This is a genomic window from Halorubrum rutilum, from assembly GCF_042665015.1.
Classification (GTDB): Archaea; Halobacteriota; Halobacteria; order Halobacteriales; family Haloferacaceae; genus Halorubrum; species Halorubrum rutilum.
The window spans coordinates 27,605-44,540 of record NZ_JBHTBL010000010.1; the positions used below are offsets into that span (position 1 = coordinate 27,605).

General features: G+C 70.7%; 21 protein-coding genes. 8 read left to right on the forward strand and 13 right to left on the reverse strand.

The features are described 5' to 3' along the window. Window positions 1–34 precede the first annotated feature (34 nt). The 3 genes from rio1 to ACFQMF_RS11050 all read right to left on the reverse strand — a co-directional run bounded on the left by rio1 (window position 35) and on the right by ACFQMF_RS11050 (window position 2,258). Window positions 35–1,003 (reverse strand): serine/threonine-protein kinase Rio1, encoded by a 969-nt coding sequence (gene rio1 / locus ACFQMF_RS11040; protein ID WP_256410179.1) that lies wholly within the window; start codon window positions 1,001–1,003, stop codon window positions 35–37. A 95-nt stretch (window positions 1,004–1,098) separates the two neighbouring features. Continuing rightward, window positions 1,099–1,641, reverse strand: a complete 543-nt coding sequence (gene hjc, locus ACFQMF_RS11045; protein WP_256410178.1) for a Holliday junction resolvase Hjc — start codon at window positions 1,639–1,641, stop codon at window positions 1,099–1,101. 86 nt (window positions 1,642–1,727) lie between these two features. After that, window positions 1,728–2,258, reverse strand: a complete 531-nt coding sequence (locus tag ACFQMF_RS11050) for an NADPH-dependent FMN reductase (RefSeq protein WP_256410177.1) — start codon at window positions 2,256–2,258, stop codon at window positions 1,728–1,730. A 523-nt stretch (window positions 2,259–2,781) separates the two neighbouring features. On the opposite strand from ACFQMF_RS11050, the gene hisB reads away from it, so the two are divergent. The 4 genes from hisB (at window position 2,782) to ACFQMF_RS11070 (ending at window position 7,572) form a co-directional block, all read left to right on the forward strand. Next, window positions 2,782–3,378, forward strand: coding sequence for an imidazoleglycerol-phosphate dehydratase HisB (gene hisB / locus ACFQMF_RS11055; protein WP_256410176.1), 597 nt, complete (start codon window positions 2,782–2,784; stop codon window positions 3,376–3,378). A gap of 86 nt (window positions 3,379–3,464) precedes the next feature. After that, a complete protein-coding gene (locus ACFQMF_RS11060; RefSeq protein WP_256410175.1) occupies window positions 3,465–5,933 on the forward strand; it encodes an ATP-dependent DNA helicase in 2,469 nt (822 codons plus the stop codon). After that, the gene (cgi121, locus tag ACFQMF_RS11065) at window positions 5,930–6,532 is read left to right on the forward strand and encodes a KEOPS complex subunit Cgi121 (RefSeq protein WP_256410174.1); all 603 of its coding nucleotides are present in this window, start codon (window positions 5,930–5,932) and stop codon (window positions 6,530–6,532) included. Before ACFQMF_RS11060 ends, cgi121 begins: the two co-directional genes overlap by 4 nt. A 428-nt stretch (window positions 6,533–6,960) precedes the next feature. Beyond that, window positions 6,961–7,572 (forward strand): IMP cyclohydrolase, encoded by a 612-nt coding sequence (locus tag ACFQMF_RS11070; RefSeq protein ID WP_256410173.1) that lies wholly within the window; start codon window positions 6,961–6,963, stop codon window positions 7,570–7,572. Window positions 7,573–7,574: 2 nt separating this feature from the next. On the opposite strand, the gene ACFQMF_RS11075 is transcribed toward ACFQMF_RS11070, so the two are convergent. The 4 genes from ACFQMF_RS11075 to ACFQMF_RS11090 form a co-directional block, all read right to left on the reverse strand. Further along, complete coding sequence (locus tag ACFQMF_RS11075; RefSeq protein ID WP_256410172.1) at window positions 7,575–7,952, reverse strand: helix-turn-helix domain-containing protein; 378 nt, start codon at window positions 7,950–7,952, stop codon at window positions 7,575–7,577. A 153-nt stretch (window positions 7,953–8,105) separates the two neighbouring features. Continuing rightward, the gene (locus tag ACFQMF_RS11080; RefSeq protein WP_256410171.1) at window positions 8,106–8,348 is read right to left on the reverse strand and encodes a hypothetical protein; all 243 of its coding nucleotides are present in this window, start codon (window positions 8,346–8,348) and stop codon (window positions 8,106–8,108) included. 52 nt (window positions 8,349–8,400) lie between these two features. Beyond that, window positions 8,401–9,087 (reverse strand): DUF5828 family protein, encoded by a 687-nt coding sequence (locus ACFQMF_RS11085; protein ID WP_256410170.1) that lies wholly within the window; start codon window positions 9,085–9,087, stop codon window positions 8,401–8,403. 83 nt (window positions 9,088–9,170) lie between these two features. Further along, window positions 9,171–9,404: a hypothetical protein gene (locus ACFQMF_RS11090; RefSeq protein ID WP_256410169.1), complete on the reverse strand. Its 234-nt coding sequence runs from the start codon at window positions 9,402–9,404 to the stop codon at window positions 9,171–9,173. A 201-nt stretch (window positions 9,405–9,605) separates the two neighbouring features. Between ACFQMF_RS11090 and ACFQMF_RS11095 the strand changes: the two genes are divergently transcribed. After that, on the forward strand, window positions 9,606–9,986 hold the full coding sequence (locus ACFQMF_RS11095) for a cupin domain-containing protein (RefSeq protein WP_256410168.1): 381 nt from the start codon (window positions 9,606–9,608) through the stop codon (window positions 9,984–9,986). Next, the gene (locus tag ACFQMF_RS11100) at window positions 9,979–10,605 is read left to right on the forward strand and encodes a DUF8052 family protein (RefSeq protein WP_256410167.1); all 627 of its coding nucleotides are present in this window, start codon (window positions 9,979–9,981) and stop codon (window positions 10,603–10,605) included. The genes ACFQMF_RS11095 and ACFQMF_RS11100 overlap by 8 nt, the downstream gene beginning before the upstream one ends. Before the next feature lie 55 nt (window positions 10,606–10,660). Here the strand turns inward: ACFQMF_RS11100 and ACFQMF_RS11105 are convergent, their stop codons facing one another. The 4 genes from ACFQMF_RS11105 to ACFQMF_RS11120 form a co-directional block, all read right to left on the reverse strand. Continuing rightward, entirely contained in the window at window positions 10,661–12,514 is a 1,854-nt protein-coding gene (locus ACFQMF_RS11105) for a carbon starvation CstA family protein (RefSeq protein WP_256410166.1), read from the reverse strand. Between the two features lie 204 nt (window positions 12,515–12,718). Beyond that, window positions 12,719–13,696 carry an ArsA family ATPase gene (locus ACFQMF_RS11110; protein ID WP_256410165.1) on the reverse strand — a complete coding sequence of 326 codons (978 nt, stop codon included), beginning with the start codon at window positions 13,694–13,696 and terminating at the stop codon, window positions 12,719–12,721. Then, window positions 13,696–13,992, reverse strand: a complete 297-nt coding sequence (locus tag ACFQMF_RS11115; protein ID WP_092564277.1) for a DUF7990 family protein — start codon at window positions 13,990–13,992, stop codon at window positions 13,696–13,698. The genes ACFQMF_RS11110 and ACFQMF_RS11115 overlap by 1 nt, the downstream gene beginning before the upstream one ends. A gap of 224 nt (window positions 13,993–14,216) precedes the next feature. Further along, window positions 14,217–14,432 (reverse strand): hypothetical protein, encoded by a 216-nt coding sequence (locus tag ACFQMF_RS11120; protein ID WP_256410164.1) that lies wholly within the window; start codon window positions 14,430–14,432, stop codon window positions 14,217–14,219. A 222-nt stretch (window positions 14,433–14,654) separates the two neighbouring features. On the opposite strand from ACFQMF_RS11120, the gene ACFQMF_RS11125 reads away from it, so the two are divergent. Then, a complete protein-coding gene (locus ACFQMF_RS11125; RefSeq protein WP_256410163.1) occupies window positions 14,655–15,929 on the forward strand; it encodes a CobW family GTP-binding protein in 1,275 nt (424 codons plus the stop codon). 36 nt (window positions 15,930–15,965) lie between these two features. Here ACFQMF_RS11125 and ACFQMF_RS11130 read toward each other — a convergent pair whose 3' ends face one another. Next, window positions 15,966–16,205: a hypothetical protein gene (locus ACFQMF_RS11130; RefSeq protein ID WP_092564266.1), complete on the reverse strand. Its 240-nt coding sequence runs from the start codon at window positions 16,203–16,205 to the stop codon at window positions 15,966–15,968. 106 nt (window positions 16,206–16,311) lie between these two features. After that, window positions 16,312–16,638 (reverse strand): hypothetical protein, encoded by a 327-nt coding sequence (locus tag ACFQMF_RS11135; protein WP_256410162.1) that lies wholly within the window; start codon window positions 16,636–16,638, stop codon window positions 16,312–16,314. Between the two features lie 59 nt (window positions 16,639–16,697). Here ACFQMF_RS11135 and ACFQMF_RS11140 point away from each other — a divergent pair, with 59 nt between their 5' ends. Then, window positions 16,698–16,913, forward strand: a complete 216-nt coding sequence (locus ACFQMF_RS11140) for a hypothetical protein (RefSeq protein WP_256410161.1) — start codon at window positions 16,698–16,700, stop codon at window positions 16,911–16,913. Window positions 16,914–16,936 lie beyond the last annotated feature (23 nt).

Here is a 16,936-nt window from a genome sequence, read left to right on the forward strand (position 1 = left end):
TTCTTCGGCCCGCTGAGGGCGGTCTCGCCGCGGTCTACTCGTCGGCCGCGTCGATCGACTCGTCATTCGCGTTCGAATCGGGCTCCCCGCTCGGGTCGGGCTCCGGCTCCGTCACGTACGCGCGGAGGTCGTCGGGGTCGACGTCGATCCCCTCGCGGGTGAAGAAGGCCGCCACGTTCTCGCAGTCGCGGTCGAGGAACTCGCCGGCGTTCGGGTGGTGGACCGTCACGGCCTGTCCGAGGTCGATGATCACCAGCTCGCCGTCGTGGACGATCATGTTGTACTCCGAGAGGTCGCCGTGGATCAGGCCGGCGCGGTAGAGCCGGCGCATGTACTCCCGGACGACCTCGTAGGCGGTCTCGGGGTTCTCCACGTCGACCTCGTTCAGGCGCCGGGCGCGGTCCTCGGCGTGGCCGACCAGCTCCATCACGAGGACGTTGCGCTGGACCGCAATCGGCTCGGGGACCCGGACGCCCGCCTTCCGCGCGCGTTCGAGGTTCGCGAACTCCTTGCGGGTCCACGCCAGCACGACCGCCTTCTTGTCGCTCGCGATCCCCTCGAACCGCGGGTCGCCCTCCAGGTAGTCGCGCATCTGCCGGAAGTTCGAGGAGTTGATCCGGTACACCTTCACGGCGACCTCGCGCTCGGGCGTGACGCCTTCCGGACCCCCTCTCGCGGCCGCGGAGCCGGGCTCCGGCCGCTCGCCCGCCTGCCCGCCGAGCGCCTCGAAGACGCTCGCCTCCTTCCCCGTCGACACCGGGCCGCCGAAGGCGTCGACGTAACCGTCCTGCACGAGCTTGTACACCGCCGCCAGCGTCGCGTCGTCGAACACCGACTCCTGCAGCTTGAACTGCTCGGTGTCTTTGATCCGCTTGCGGAACTCGTCGAACTCGCGGTCCTGCCGGCGGGCGATCCGGTCGGCCTCCGTGTCGGAGACGTCCAGCTGTTCCCACTCGTCGCCGGGCTGCTCGTCGGGCTCCAGCAGGACGAACTCCTCGCTCATTCGCGTTGGCGTTCGGCGTCGCGAGGGATAAGCGAGAGGGTCTGGGGACCGCGACGCCCCCGCGAGCCGAGCCGGCGGCCCGCCGCCCTCGACGCTCACAGCACGTCGAGCGCGTCCGCGACCGGCATGTGGCCGTCCCGGACCGCCTCCAGGATCTCGCGGCGCTCTTGGAGCTCGGGGTCGACCCCGTCGCCGCCGTCGCCGCCGACCTCGTCGAGCGTCACCTTCTCCGTCTCGCCGACGAACTCGGGGAAGTCGGTCCCCTCGGCGAGCGCCGTCTCCTTCTTCACCCGATACGACCCGGCGTCGGTGGTGTAGAGGTCGCCCGGGTGGAAGAAGTACCAGTCCTCGCGGTCGAACCGCACCGCGATCCGCGCCTTCGCGCCGAAGTTCCGCGCGAAGAAGGTCAGCGCCTCCACCTCCTCGCCGGTGAGGTAGATCGGGTCGCCGGCGCTCGACTTCGCCTCGATCGCGTAGAACGCCTCCCCGTCGCCGGCGAGGACGTCCGGGAGCTCCCGCTCCGTCGCGGCGCCGCTGGCCGGCGCGCGCATCACGGCGAACCCCGCCTCGTCGAGGGCGTTCACCAGCTCGCGCTCGCGGCGGTCCCCCTTCCGGTTAGCGGACACGGTCGTCGTCACCCGGTTCGGTCATGGGCGCCGTAGGCGCGAGGCGGTCAAAAGGGCGGCGGGTCGACGCCGGGGCGGGGTAGGGCGGGAGCGCCGGGCTACCGCCGCAGCCGCTCCGCGTGCTCCGCGACGACCCGGCCGAGCCGCTCCGTGCGCTCTCGGAGGTCGTCGTCCGCGATCCCGCCCTCGTCGACGACGCCCGACGCGCCCCGGATCCCGACCTCGTGGGGGACCGTCCACGCGTGGACGTTCCGGAACGTCGACCGGAGGTGTTCGAGCGTCCCGCCGTACGACCCGCCGCCGGCGGTCGCGAGCAGGCCCACGGCGGTGTTCTCGTACTCGCTCGACCCGCAGAAGTCGTGGAAGTTCTTGAACGTCGAGGAGTAGGACCCCCGGTAGACGGGGGTGCCGGCGATCACGCCGTCGGCCTCGCGGACGCGCCGCGTCAGCGCCTCGCTGTCGCCCTGCGCGTCCTCGTCGGGGTGGTACAGCGGGAGGTCGACCGCGCCGAGGTCGATCATCCCGGTCTCGGCGCCGGCGTCGGCCGCGGCGTCGAGTGCGACATCCAGCGCGGCCCGCGTGGTGCTGTCCGCGCTCCGGCTGCCGGAGACGGCGACGATTCGGGTCATACGCGTTGTTCGAGCGCGTGTGGTAAAAACGCGGGCGATCGACGGGAGGGGTCGGCGAAGCGCCGACCGCTCGCTTATAAATTGCTGACGACGAGTCGAGGGTGAATGGTGTCGAAGTCCCCGTCGCTCGGCGATACGGGGATGACTACGGATCGGCAGAGAACACCTCCAAAGCCCCAGCCGGGAGGATGGCACACGCTCGCTGTGCTCCTCGGTCGCTCGCTGTGCTCGCTCCCTGTGGTGCTTGCGTCGCCTGTGCCATCCTCCCGGCTGCCCCTTTGAGACCCACCCGCCCCGCACAGCACCGCGCCTCACACCTCCCCAGCCTCGTCGGACCGGCGCGGCCGCGCCGGTCCGACTCCCTCGCACGCGCTGTTTCGCGCCCTCCGGGCGCTCACAGGCGCGCGCCGACCGCGACCGGCTCTCACAGACGATCGCCTCCTTCCAGGTGACGCTCGCTCCGCTCCGATTCGGAGGTCACCGCACCCGCAACCGACTTACGAATCGGCCGTGACAGGCCGGTATGAGCGAGCACGACCGGACGGCCGCGGTCACCCGCGAGACGAGCGAGACGACGATCGAGCTCACGCTCGCGGTCGACGGCGACGGCGACAGCGAGGTCGACACCGGGATCGGCTTCTACGACCACATGCTGGCGTCGTTCGCCAAACACGGGCTCTTCGACCTCACCGTCAGGTGCGACGGCGACCTCGACGTCGACGACCACCACACGGTCGAGGACGTGGCGATCTGCCTCGGCGAGGCGTTCGACGAGGCGCTCGGCGAGAAGCGCGGCATCCGGCGGTACGCCGACCGGCGCGTCCCCCTCGACGAGGCGGTCGCGAGCGTCGTCGTCGACGTCGCGGGCCGGCCGTACTACGAGTTCTCGGGCGAATTCTCTCAGGAGTCGGTCGGAGAGTTCACGAGCGTCATGGCCGACCACTTCGCGCTGTCGTTAGCGCACAACGCCGGCCTGACGCTCCACGCCGCAGTGGAGACGGGAGACAACGCCCACCACGAGGTCGAGGCGCTGTTCAAGGCGCTCGCGCGGGCGCTCGACGACGCGACGCGGCTCGACGAGCGCCGCAGCGACACGCCGAGCACGAAGGGCGAGCTCTAGGCCGACCGCGGCGGGGACGGGGGTGGCCCGGCCGCCCTCCGCCCCGTTCCGACGGTTTAAATCGGGTCGGGACCCACCCTCCACCAATGCAACCGAGTTCGCTCTCCGGGCTCCCCGCGGGCGTCGGCGAGGCGCTCGAAGCGGAGGGCGTCGCCGAGCTGTATCCGCCCCAAGCGGCCGCGGTCGAGGCCGGCGTCGTCGACGGCGAGAGCCTCGTCGCCGCGGTGCCGACGGCCTCCGGGAAGACGCTGATCGCCGAGCTCGCCATGCTGTCCGCGGTCGAGCGCGGGGGGAAGGCCCTCTATATCGTCCCGCTGCGCGCGCTCGCCAGCGAGAAGAAGACCGAGTTCGAGCGCTGGGAGGACCACGGCGTCACGGTCGGCGTCTCCACCGGCAACTACGAGTCGGACGGCGAGTGGCTGGCGACGCGCGACATCATCGTCGCCACCTCGGAGAAGGTCGACTCGCTGATCCGCAACGGCGCCCCGTGGATCGACGACCTCACCTGCGTCGTGAGCGACGAGGTCCACCTCGTCGACGACCCGAACCGCGGCCCCACCCTGGAGGTGACCCTCGCGAAGCTCCGCAAGGTGAACCCCGGGCTCCAGACGGTCGCGCTCTCGGCGACCGTCGGCAACGCCGACGTCATCGCCGAGTGGCTCGACGCCGGCCTCGTCGAGTCCGACTGGCGCCCGATCGACCTCCGGATGGGCGTCCACTTCGGCAACGCGATCGACTTCGCCGACGGGAGCAAGCGCGAGGTGCCCGTCGAGCGCGGCGAGGACCAGACCGCCCGGCTCGTCGCGGACGCCCTCGACACGGAGGAGGACGGGCAGGGCGGCTCCTCGCTCGTCTTCGTCAACTCCCGGCGCAACGCCGAGTCGTCGGCCCGGAAGCTGGCCGAGGTCACCGGGTCGCGGCTCACCGACAACGAGCGCGACCGCCTCCGCGAGCTCGCCGAGGAGATCCGCGGCGTCTCCGACACCGACACCTCCGAGGACCTCGCCGACGCGGTCGAACGGGGGTCGGCGTTCCACCACGCCGGCCTCGCGAGCGAACACCGGTCGCTCGTGGAGGACGCGTTCCGCGACCGCCTCATCAAGTGCATCTCCGCGACGCCCACCCTCGCCGCCGGGGTCAACACCCCCGCCCGCCGGGTGATCGTGCGCGACTGGCGCCGCTACGACGGGGAGTTCGGCGGGATGAAACCCCTCGACGTGCTGGAGGTCCACCAGATGTGCGGGCGCGCTGGGCGACCCGGGCTCGACCCGTACGGCGAGGCCGTGCTGCTCGCGAACGACGCGGACACGAAGGAGGAGCTGTTCGAGCGGTACCTCTGGGCCGACCCCGAGCCGGTCCGGTCGAAGCTCGCCGCCGAGCCCGCGCTCCGGACCCACGTGCTCGCCACCATCGCCTCCGGCTTCGCCTCCACCCGCGACGGGCTCCTCTCGTTCCTCGACAACACCCTCTACGCCACGCAGACCGACGACGAGGGCCGGCTCGCGGCCGTCACCGACACCGTCCTCGACTACCTCGCCGTCAACGACTTCGTCGACCGCGACGGGGGGACCGAGGGCCTGACCGCGACCGGCATCGGCCACACCGTCTCGCGGCTCTACCTCGACCCGATGAGCGCCGCGGAGATGCTCGACGGGCTCCGGTCGGTCGGGGCGGCCGGGAGCGCCGAGGTCGCCGGCGCGGGAGGCGAGGGCGAGGGGGAGTTCGTCATGACGGCCGACGGCGACGGAGACGCCGACGAGCCCGGGTTCGGGACGTACACGCGGGCCGGAGCGGGCGGCGAGGGCGGCGAGGACGGCGAGGTGAGCGGGACGGAAGGCGGAGAGGTGACGGAGTCCCCCGAAGTCACCCCGCTCGGCCTCTACCACCTCGTCAGCCGCACCCCCGACATGTACGAGCTCTACCTGAAGTCGGGGGACCGCGAGACGTACACCGAGCTCTGCTACGAGCGCGAGTCCGAGTTCCTCGGCGACGTGCCCTCCGAGTACGAGGACGTGCGCTTCGAGGACTGGCTCGCGTCGCTGAAGACGGCCCGGCTCCTGGAGGACTGGGCGAACGAGGTCGACGAGGACCGGATCACGGAGCGGTACGGCGTCGGTCCGGGCGACATCCGCGGGAAGGTCGACACCGCCGAGTGGCTGCTGCGCGCGGCCGAGACGCTCGCGCGCGACGTGGAGGGCGTCGACGGCGACGTCGTCGTCGCGGTCCGCGAGGCGCGGAAGCGGATCGAGTACGGCGTCCGCGAGGAGCTGCTCGACCTGGCCGGCGTCCGCAACGTCGGCCGGAAGCGCGCCCGGCGGCTGTTCGAGGCCGGGATCGAGACGCGCGCCGACCTCCGCGAGGCCGACAAGGCGGTCGTGCTCGGCGCGCTCCGCGGCCGCGAGCGCACCGCCGAGCGCATCCTCGAACACGCCGGCCGCGAGGACCCGTCGATGGACGACGTGCGGCCGGACAAGTCGGCCTCGGCGGCGGCGACCGCCGGGTCCGCGAGCGACGAGAGCGGCGACGGACAGGCGAGCCTGGGTGACTTCGAGTGAGCGACGACGGTCGCTCCGAGGGCGGCGGGGGCGAGGCCGACGGCGACGGCCCACCGGACCCGCCGACGCCGCCGCACCGCCTCGTCCGCGGGACGGTCGCCATCGACGACCTCGACGGGTTCCTCGCCCGGCTCGACGAGATCGCCGCCGACACCGGCGCGGTCGTCCAAGCGTTCGACGCCGGTCTCGTCGTCTCCGACGCCCACCTCGACGCCGCGACCCGTCTCGCCGCGCGAGCGATCGCCCGCGGCGAGGCCGTCGCGCGCGACCCGGGCGTCGAGGTCCTGCTGTACGCGGCCGGCCGGCGGCAGATCGATCGGGCGCTGACGCTCGGCGTCGCCGAGGGGGACCAGCGCGCGGTCGTCCTCGCCGCAGACTTCGGCGACGTGCCCGGCGCGGACCGGCCCGCCGCGGACCTCGACGCGGCCGAGCGCGCGATCGAGGGGCTGACGACCGTCGGCGCCGACGCCGTCACCGACTTCGACGCGGACCGGGTGCGGGAGTTCTACGACGTTACCGACCGCGAGCTCGCGGCGACGGCCGGCGACCTGGCCGACGTCGTCCGCGAGCGCGTCGCGCTGCTCGACGTCGAGAAGTGATCTGGCACGGCCGATCACCCCTTCGTTTCTACTGGAAACCGAGGTACTCGGAGAGGATGCGGCTCCAAACGAAGGGAACGATCGAGTCGAACCGGAGTAGCGAGTCGGTCCACTCGAAACGGTCCTTCTCGGCGAGACGGAACGGGGCGTCGCAGTCGGGGCGAGAAGCGGCGGACCGCGGGAATAGTCCATCCTGGATTCGAACCAGGGTCGAAGCCCCCAGAAGGCTTCAGGATTGGCCACTACCCCAATGGACTGTGCGCAACCGCCGATAGCCTGTGCGTGTTTGTAAGCGTTGCGCGTCGCCGGCCCTCTGTCACTCGTTCGCAGGCGGTGACGGAACGCGACCGCCCGACCGCGGCCGCGAAGCGATCGACGAACGTGCGCATATCGATGCGTTTTACCCGACCGAATAGCCACGAAGACGTATGTACGTCGGACGATTCGTCGTCGTCGCCCCCGGAATCGGGGCCTACCGCGTCTCCTCGCGCTCGTTCCCGAACCGCCGCGTGCTCGACCGCGGCGAGACCCTCACCGTGGGCCCGACGCCGGACGCCCCCGAGACGGACAACCCGTACGTCTCGTACAACTGCGCGCGAGCGGTCCGGACGCCGACGGAGGAGCCGCTCGCGGTCGTCGGCAACGGCTCCCACGTCGACCCGATCGCGGAGAAGCTGGAGCTCGGCTACCCGGCGCGCGACGCGCTGGCGACCCCGCTGCTCGCGCTCGACTTCGAGAAGGACGACTACGACACGCCGCGGATCGCCGGCGTCGTCGGGAGCGAGACGGCGACGGTCGGCGTCGTCCGCCGCGACGCGCTGCTCGTGGAGACCGTCGACGAGCCGACGATCGTCGCCACTTACGAGACCGATAGTCCCGAGCCGTACCCGCTCGCGGCGGCCGCGACCGGCGCGCCGGACGCGGGAGAGGCCGCGAGCGAGGTCCTCGACGCCGACTTCGAGCATCCCGTCTGCGCCGCGGGCGCGACCGTCGACGGCGACGGCGTCACGCTGGCGTTCGACAACGGGGACGACGGGTAGTCCTACTCCCGGTCGTCGGGGTCGAACGCGTCGATCGCCTCGTGGACGCCCTCGACCCACTCGTCGAGCGCGTCGTGGAGCCGCTCTTTGGCCTCCGGGACCGGGATCGCGGTGTACTGGTAGACGTACCCGCCGGAGTCAAGCAGCCGACGGCGGCGCTCGACGAGCCCCTTGTCGCGCAGCGTCGACAGCGAGCGGTTCACGTTCGACCGGTCCCGGTCGAGCGTCTCGGCGAGCTCGGCGACGGTGCTTCCCGGGTGATCGAGCAGCGTCAGGTACGTGCGGCTCTCGTGGTCCCGGACGCCGAACACGCAGGAGAGCACGTGCTCGAACGAGGGGGAGACGTCGCCGACGAGGTCCTCGATCTCGGGGTCGCTCATGGGCGCCGTTCGACTGCGGTCGGGTTAAAAGTCGTCATCGGCGGCGGTGGGGGCCCGGCGGATGTGACGCGTGGGCGCGCTCGGCGGGCGGTCGGCCGTCGGGGTCGGCGCACCCCGGGCGGTCGGCCGTCGGGGTCGGCGCACCCCGGGCGGTCAGCCGTCGGGGTCGGCGTACCCCATCCGGTCGATACAGCCGCGCATCTCCGACTCCTCAGCGTGCCGGTGGAGGTTCGTCGGGGTGTCGCAGTGGTACGTCTCGCCGTCGTAGCGGAGCACGACCTCGTGGCGGCCGCCGGCGAGCTCGACGTCGACGAGGATCCGCCGGCCGTCGTTGAGGGCGTCGATGATCTCGTCGGCCGACAGCTCGCCGGCCTCGATCCGGAGTACCTCGCTCATGGGCTCCCTTCGCGAGTCGTCGGGTTAAAACCGTCCGTACCGCGCTCGCGGGTCACGTCATCGTCGAGTCCGGGCCGCCCTCCGTCTCCGGGGGCTCGACCCCCTCGGCGGCGGCGACGTCGTCCGTGCGCTTCTCGGTCTCGACGTGCCAGCGGTCGATCTCGGACTCGTACTCGTCGAGGATCTCGCTCACCTCGGCCTTCAGCTCGTCGTCGTTGACGTTCACCTCGAACTCGAACGTCTCCCCGTCCTCGCCGCGGCCGACCTCCTGGATGTTGGCGCTGACGAGCTCGTTGTCGAAGTAGTACGGCGCCATCTGGGTCATCACCTTCCGGTACACCGTGTCCTCGACCTTCCGGAGCGCCTTGCGGCTCGCCGAGTCGGCCGCGCGGGCGACGTGGCCGATCGACTCGCCCCAGCTCTCCATCGCGCTCTCGGTGTCGTTCTCCTCGACCTTCTCGTAGGACTCGGTGAGCTTCTCGCCGGCCGTCTGGAGGTCGTCGCCCGGCGTCTTACCGGCCTGTTCGCCCTCGCCCTCGCCGACGGACGCCTGCTCGGCGGTCTTCGCCGACACGTCCTCGTCGATGCGTTCGTGAGACTTCGGGCGCCAGTCGTCGAACTCGTAGAACGCGTCGCCGTCGGCGCCCGTCTCCCGGAGCGCTAAGGCGATCCGCTCGCCGTGTTCGACGACGTCTCCCCAGTCCCCGCGCATCTTGAAGCCGGAGATGCTCTCTTCCATCGCGTGGCACCCGGTAGGGAACGAACGCGTATAAGTCTCTCCGACCGAGCGCGAGCGTCAGGTGAGGGGGAGTGCGGGGGAGTTCACTTCCCGTACGAGAGCCGACGCCCGAGCTCGTCGACGCGGTCCTTGAGGTCGCTGAGGAATCCGCCCGGCGAGACCCGGCGGAACGACGACTCGTCGACCTCGATGCGCTCCTCCGCGAACGGGTCGTGATCGGCCCGCTCCTCCGGGTCCTTGTCGCCGTTCACCGCGCCCACGACGGTCGACATCGAGCACCGTCCGCACGCCTCCGCTTGGATCTCGTCGTCGGACATAAGTTTCTCTACCGAACGATCGTGTTCGACGAAGTTAAAACCCACCGCTGGCGTCGCTACGGCGTTTTCTCGGGCTGCGGCGCCGGCCGCGGAACCGGACAGCGCCGGCCGCGGAACCGGGCGACGTCGACCGCGGAACCGGGCGACGCCGACCCGACTCGGCCCGACGACCTTTTCAATCGCTCCGTGGAATTGGTTCCCATGGGATACCGCGTCGTCGACACGGACTCGGTGGAGCCGAAGCCCGACCGCCCCTGCGAGTGCCGGAAGCTCTCCGAGCCGGGCGGGCTCGACGCCGCCGCGATCAACCGGTTCCGCGCCGAGCCGGGCGAGCAGCTCCCGCTCGCGTACCACTACCACGAGACCCAGCAGGAGGCGTTCTACGTCCTCGACGGGACGCTCTCGGTGGAGACGCCGGAGGGGACGTACGAGGTGCCCGCGGACGACCTGTTCGTCGTCGACCCCGAGAGCCCGCAGCGCGCGTACAACGCGGCCGACGCCGACGGCCCCGTGACCGTACTGGCGGTCGGCGCGCCGCCCGCAGACGACGACGCGGTCGCGTACGATCCCGACGATGAGTGACGCGGCCGGCGGCGACGACCGCCGCGACCCCGAGGAGCTGCCGGCCGAGATCCGCGAGGCGGTCCCGGACTACGACGACGAGTACCTCGACCGGGTCTCCGACCGGCTGATGTACAGCTACGACCTCGACGCCGACGTCGTCGTCGACGGGGAGCGGTTCGACCTGACCGCGGAGATGCGGATGCGCAACCAGAAGCAGTTCCTCCATCCCGCCCTGAGCTACGCGGACCACGACGTGATGGAGTACCTCTTCGCCCGGCGCGTCGGGAACCCGACGGTCGGCGAGTTAGAGCGGCTCGTGGCGTTCGCTCACGACGTCGCCGACGAGCGGGTGGAGGGGAACGAGCAGCACTACGGCACCGACGTCACGGTCGTGCTCGTCGCCGATCGGATCCCGGAGTCGGTCGCCGAGTTCGTCGACGGGTTCCGGGACCGGACGCTGCTGAAGTTCGGCTACTACGGCCACTACGAGGTGAACCTCGTCGTCGTCGCGCCCGACGAGGAGCGGCTCGTCGCCAGCGAGGCCGCGAGCAGCGCCGAGGCGCTTCGGCTGTGGGAGCCGGTCGAGAAGCCGGACGACGGGATCTTCTCCAAGTTCGCGAAGCGGTTCTGGCGCTAGTCGGACGCGAAAACGGGTTCGAAAAGCGAAACGGTGCCGCGAAGCGGCGCCGCCGTCAGTCGTCGCTCGGTTCGGCCGCGGGCGCCTCGCCGCTCCGCACGGACCGGAGGTTCCCGACGCCGATCCGGACGAGCGACAGCGCGATGTAGATCAGCGCGATGCCGAGCACCATCTGCGCCGCGGACGACAGCTGGGCGCCGAGCGTCCCGGCGCCGCCCTGGATGAGGTTGACGTAGAGGTTGTTGTACAGCGCGACCCACGTCAGCCCCAGGACGGTGATCGTCACCATGATCGCCATCGGGACGCCGGTGGAGACGAGCTGCTTGGACTCGTCCCAGTTGGCGAGCCACACGGTCGCCGTCAGCAGCGCGAGCGCCGCGAGCAGCTGGTTCGCGCCGCCGAACAGCCCCCAGAGCGTCTGCCACTGGCCGGAGATGACGAGGACGTACGCGATGCCGATCTGGATGACCGGGTTCGTGTACCGTCCGCGAGCGGCCGCGCCGATGCCGCCGGAGAGCCCGGAGACGGTCATCCCGTCGTCCATGCCAACGATCTCCTCCATCATGTACCGACCCAGGCGGACCGCGGTGTCGGTGGAGGTGAGCAGGAAGCTCACCAGGACGAGCGCCATGAAGACGCTCCCGATCGCCTCCGGGATCCCGAAGCTGGTGAGGATGATCCCGCCGCCGGTCGCGAAGTTCGGCAGCGCGCCGCCGATGCCGCCGGCCGCGGCGTCACCGGCGAAGCCGGCGACCGCGAGCGTCGACAGCGCGAGGGCGCCGAGCAGCCCCTCGCCGAGCATCCCGCCGTAGCCGATCAGGCGGGCGTCGCTCTCCTTGTTGAGCTGCTTCGAGGTAGTGCCCGAGGAGACGAGCGAGTGGAACCCGCTGATCGTCCCGCAGGCGATGGTGATGAAGAGTAACGGGAACAGCGGGAACAGCCCCGCGGCCTCGATCCCCCAGAACCCCTCGAAGACGCCGATCGAGGAGTCGATGACGAGCGGCTGGCTCGACGTGGCGAAGACGGTCCCGACGATGATCGCCAGCACGCCCCCGCCGACCCCGCTGTACAGCAGGAACGACGAGAGGTAGTCGCGGGGCTGGAGGAGCACCCACACCGGGAGCGCGCTCGCGATGCCGGCGTACAGCATCACGATCGGGACCCAGCCGGCGGCGTTACCGCCGAGCGCCGCCGCGCCGGGGACCCAGCTCCCCGTGCTCCCGCTGAACAGCACGAACGTCCCCGCGGGGTGGCTCCCCTCGGCGAGCTCGAACAGCGCGAACGGGTACTGGATGCCGACCCAGACGCCGGCGAAGACGCCGGCGACGAACAGGATCGTCCCCGGGACGAACGGCCCGTTGAGCTGGTAGAGGTACACCCCGAACGCGAGCGCGAGCAGCACGTACACGAAGCTCGCGGTCGTCACCTGCGGGAACGCGTTGAACACGATCCCGACGACCAGCGCGAACACCGCGACGACGAGGATGATGGTGAGGAACGCGAACCACAGCAGCAGGTTCTTCCCTCGCTCCCCGACGTACTGGCCCACGATGTACCCGATCGAGCGCCCCTCGTGGCGGATCGAGCTCGACAGCGAGATGAAGTCGTGGACCGCGCCCATCAGCGGGTTCCCGATCGCGATCCACAGCATCGCCGGGACCCATCCCCAGATGGCGCCCGCGGTGATCGGGCCGACGATCGGCGCGCCGCCCGCGATACTCGAGAAGTGATGCCCCAGTAGTACCGGCTTCTTCGACGGTACGTACTCCTGTCCGTCCTCGTACTTGTGCGCCGGCGTCTCGCGCTCGTCATCGAGTTCGACGAACCGCGAGAGGTACCGCGAGTACCCCATATAGCCGACGGTGAACGTTCCGAGGACAGCGACCATTATCCATATTACGTTTGTCATGAGTTCCCCTGCCTCGTGAATTCGGTTCGGAAAGAGCGTATTAAATATTGGCTTCGACCGTGATAGTTACGCGGCGGTACCGAGCGAATCGTCCGACTGAGAGCCGTACGGGAATTACTTTCTCCGATTTGAAACTTGATTTCGCGTCCCAATCGGTTGTTCTTACTCGCGCGCGCTCGCCCGGACCGTTCGCGCGCTTTCGGCCTACTCGCGCGCGCTCACGGGCTGCCCCGTCTCGACGTCGAGCGCGGCCGCGACCTCCGAGAGCACGTCGCCCCGGACCTCTCGCGTTCGGGATTCGATCTCGGCGACCAGCGGCGGGTCGAACTCCTCGCGGACCTGATCGAGCCGCTCGCGCTCGGTCGCGACCTTGTCGCGGAGGTAGGCGGCCCCGCGGCCCTCCTCGTGCTCCTCGGGCGACGGGGTGAGCTTGTTCGCCACGAGCCCGCGGACCCGCAGGTCCCGCTCGGTGAACCCCTCGATCGCCCGGCCCGTCTCGTTGACGGACAGCTGGTCGGGGTTCAACACGAGGAAGAAGGCGGCGTCGTTCCGCATCGTGTCGCCCGCGAACTCGAAGAACTCCTTGCGGCGCTGGAGGCGCTCTAACACGGGGTCGCCGTCCATCAGACGCCGCGGCTCCATGTCGCCGATCGCGGCCTTCTCGAACAGGTCGATCGACTGCTTGCGCTTGTAGAGGAGCCGGTCGATCCAGTCGCCGAGGAACTCGGGGAGCCCGAGCAGCCGCAGCGTCGACCCGGTCGGCGCGGTGTCGAAGACGACCCGGTCGTACGGGTCGCTCTCCTCGCGCATCACGTCGACGAACGCGTCGAAGAGGGCGGACTCGTACGCGCCCGGCGTGCCGTGCGACATCTCCAGCTGCCGGTTGATCTCAGAGACCATCGCCGCCGACACCTGTTCCGAGAGCCCCTCGCGGATCTCCTGGAGGTGGCGCTGCATCTCGTCTTCGGGGTCGAGCTCCAACGCGTCGAGCCCCTCGACGCCGTCGACCGGCTCGGGGTCGTCGCCGAACCGCTGGTCGAACACGTCCGACACCGAGTGCGCGGGGTCGGTCGAGACGACGAGCGTCCGCAGCCCGGCGTTCGCGCAGCGGTAGGCGTACGCGCAGGAGACGGTGGTCTTCCCGACCCCGCCCTTCCCGCCGAAGAAGACGAACTGCTCCATCAGAAGTGGTACTGCTGGCCCTTTCGTTCCATGAGGCTCTCGCGGTCCCACAGCCGTCGCTCCCACGCCTCGAACTCGTCTTCGAGGTAGGGGAGCAGCTCGGCGGTGTAGTACGAGACCGGCGAGGGGATACCGAACGCGTCCGGGAAGCACGCCAGCATGAACTCGTCTTCCACGTCCTCAGCCTCCTTCTCGATCTTCTCGTAGGCCGGGTGCGTGAACATGCCGTGATACAGGCCGCGGAGCCACTCCTCGAGCGCGGCTCGGAACGTTTCGATCCGGTCTGCGACTGTCATTATCGGTCGTGACGGTCGGGGCGTGTTAAAAGCTGTCGCGGTCGGGCGTCCGAGGCTCGGCGGCGGTCGGGAGCCGAGCGCGGAGCGTTCGGGGTAATTCCGGGTCGAGCACGGAGAGTTCGACGGTCGGACCGGATCGAGACCTCGGCCCGCGGTCGGGCCGAGTTAGCGTCGGCGGTCAGGCCGAGTTGCCGTCGGCGGTCAGGCCGAGTTGCCGTCGGCGGTCAGGCCGAGTTGCCGTCGGCGGTCAGCTCGCCCTGCGGTTCGTCCGCGTCGGCGGTCTCGTCGCCGTCGCCGAGCTCCGGCTGCTCGTCCGCGTCGGGGCTCGGCGTGTGCGCGTCGCCGTCGAGGGCGCCCCAGACGAGGTACAGCATCGAGACGACCATCAGGACGGTCATCGTGATCGCCACGATTCCCACCACCGACACGTACGGGAGCATGGTCGGCGGTGCGCGGGCGCGACGTATCAACGTGTCGGCTTCCGACGAAGCGGAGACGCGACGACCGGCGACACGGGCGGCGAGCGCGCCCGATACGGGCGGTGGCGGCAACGAGGAGAGGCGGCTGAGGGCGGGCGACGGGGGACGGGCGACGGAGGGCGAGCGACGGGAGACGGTTCCGCCGCCGCGACGTTGAAGGGGCCGGCACGCGCATCGAACGTCATGGACGACGATCGGATTCCGGTGACCGTGCTCTCGGGGAGCCTCGGGGCGGGGAAGACGACGCTGTTGAACCACCTCCTGCGGAACGCCGGCGAGCGCGACATCGCGGTGCTGGTCAACGACATGGGCGACGTCAACGTCGACGCCGAGCTGATCGCCGAGGAGTCCGAGGTCGACGTGGAGGGCGTCACGGAGCTGTCCAACGGCTGTATCTGCTGCGAGCTCCAGGACGACCTGGAGACCGCCGTGGTGCGGCTCGCGAACGAGCGCTCCTTCGACAACCTGGTCGTCGAGTCGTCGGGCATCTCCGAGCCCGCGCCGGTCGCGCGGCTGTTCACCACCAAGTCGCGCGCGGCGGCCCGCTACCGGGTCGACGCGCTGGTGACCGTGATCGACACGCGGCGGTTCCTCGACGCCTTCGCCGGCGACGAGACCCCCGAACGGCGAGTCGACCCGGACGACGACGAGGCGGCCCGGCCGCTCTCTGACCTCCTCGTCGAGCAGGTCGAGGTGTCGAACTTGGTGGTGTGTAACAAGGCGGACCTCTGTACCGACGCGGAGATGGACGAGGCGATCGGGCTCGTGGGCGCGCTCCAGCCCGACGCGGAGACGGTCGTCACGGAGTTCTCCGCGGTCGACCCCGACGCCGTCCTTGACGTCGGGCTGTTCGACGCGGGTGCGCTCGGCGACCTGCCAGGGTGGAAACGCGCACTGGCGGAGGACCACGAGGGGCACGGTCACGCGGGCGACGCCGACGGAGAGGGAGGGGGCGACGGCGGGGAGCACGGGGAACACGCCCACCGGCACCCGGACGAGGTGTACGGCGTCACCTCCTTCACCTACCGCCGGCGGCGACCGTTCCACCCGGACCGGATCGCCGCCGTCCTGCGCGACCTCCCCCCCGAGGTCGTCCGCTCGAAGGGGACGCTGTGGGTCGCGGGCACCGACCAGCGCCAGCAGGTCGGGCAGGCCGGCGCGTCGGTGCGCGTCGAGGCGCTCGGGCCCTGGATCGCGAGCCTCCCCGAGGTCGAGCGCGACATGCTGCGCTCGAACCGCCCGAACCTCGACTGGGACGACGAGCACGGCGACCGGCTGACCGAGTACGTCGTCATCGGCACCGGGATCGACGAGGCGGCGATCCGCGAGCGCCTCGACGACGCGCTCGTCACCGACGAGGAGTGGGCGGGCGTCGGGGCGGATGGCGACGCGATCGGCGGGGGAGAGCTCCCGTTCCCGACCGAACAGGGCGAGGAGCTGGCGCTCCGGGAGCCGTAGAAGAGCCGGTCGGACGCCGGGGCGCGGAAGCCGGTCTCAGCAGGCGCAGCCGGTGCCGCTCGCGCGCTCGAACCGCATCGACTCGCCGCAGTCGGGACAGATCGGCGCGCCGTCGGCGTCGAGGTCGAGCCCCTCGTCGTCGACGTCGACGTCCCGGACGCGCACGCCGCAGTCGTCGCACCAGTACGACCCCTCCGAGCCGTCGTCGCCGGCGTTTCCGGGCGCTCGCTGCGTCGATCCCTCCATCACGTCCGTCACCGTGTCGAAGATCCCCATGAACGTTCATAGGAGTTCGGCCATCTTATTCCCCCGGTGCTGTGTGAGCCAGACGCACAGGCGCGATCGGCCGTCGAGGTCGTCGGAGACGGCGGGCGAGACCGGATCACAGCAGCGGCACGGTGAGCGCGACGATCAGGACGCCGAGGCCCATCCCGGCGTACAGCAGGCGCTCGACGCGCGGCCCCGGCGGGAGCGGGCCGGCGTCGAGCGGCGGGGCGCAGCGGACGAGCTGCTGGTAGGCGACCGCGGTCGCGACCGCGAACGCCAGCGTCGACAGCGCCAGCGACGTCGGGAGCGTGAGCCCGTACGAGAGGCCGTAGATCGGGCCGTACGACAGCGCGAAGGTGAACGCGATCCCGACGGTGACGAGGAACGGGACCGGGTCCACCCTGTCGCCGTGGCGGTTGTGAACGTGGACCTCGACGCGCATGGGGTCCCTACGAGCCCCACGGACAAAGAGCTAAGTGCCGGTCTCCCGCGTGGATTCGTATGAGCGAGGAGCCGAAGGGGATCCGCGAGGGCGTCGAGGACTCGAAGGGGGACCCGCGGCTGATCCTCCTGTTGAACGCGGTCCTGTCCGCGTGGTTCGGCTGGACCGTCGTCTGGGGGCTCGACCGGCTCGGGGTGACCGCGCTGAACGCGGTGAACGTCGCGACGCTCACGCTGATCATCTTCGGGGTGACGTACGCCGCGGTGCTGCGGTGAGCCGACCGGAGCGCGCCGGACCG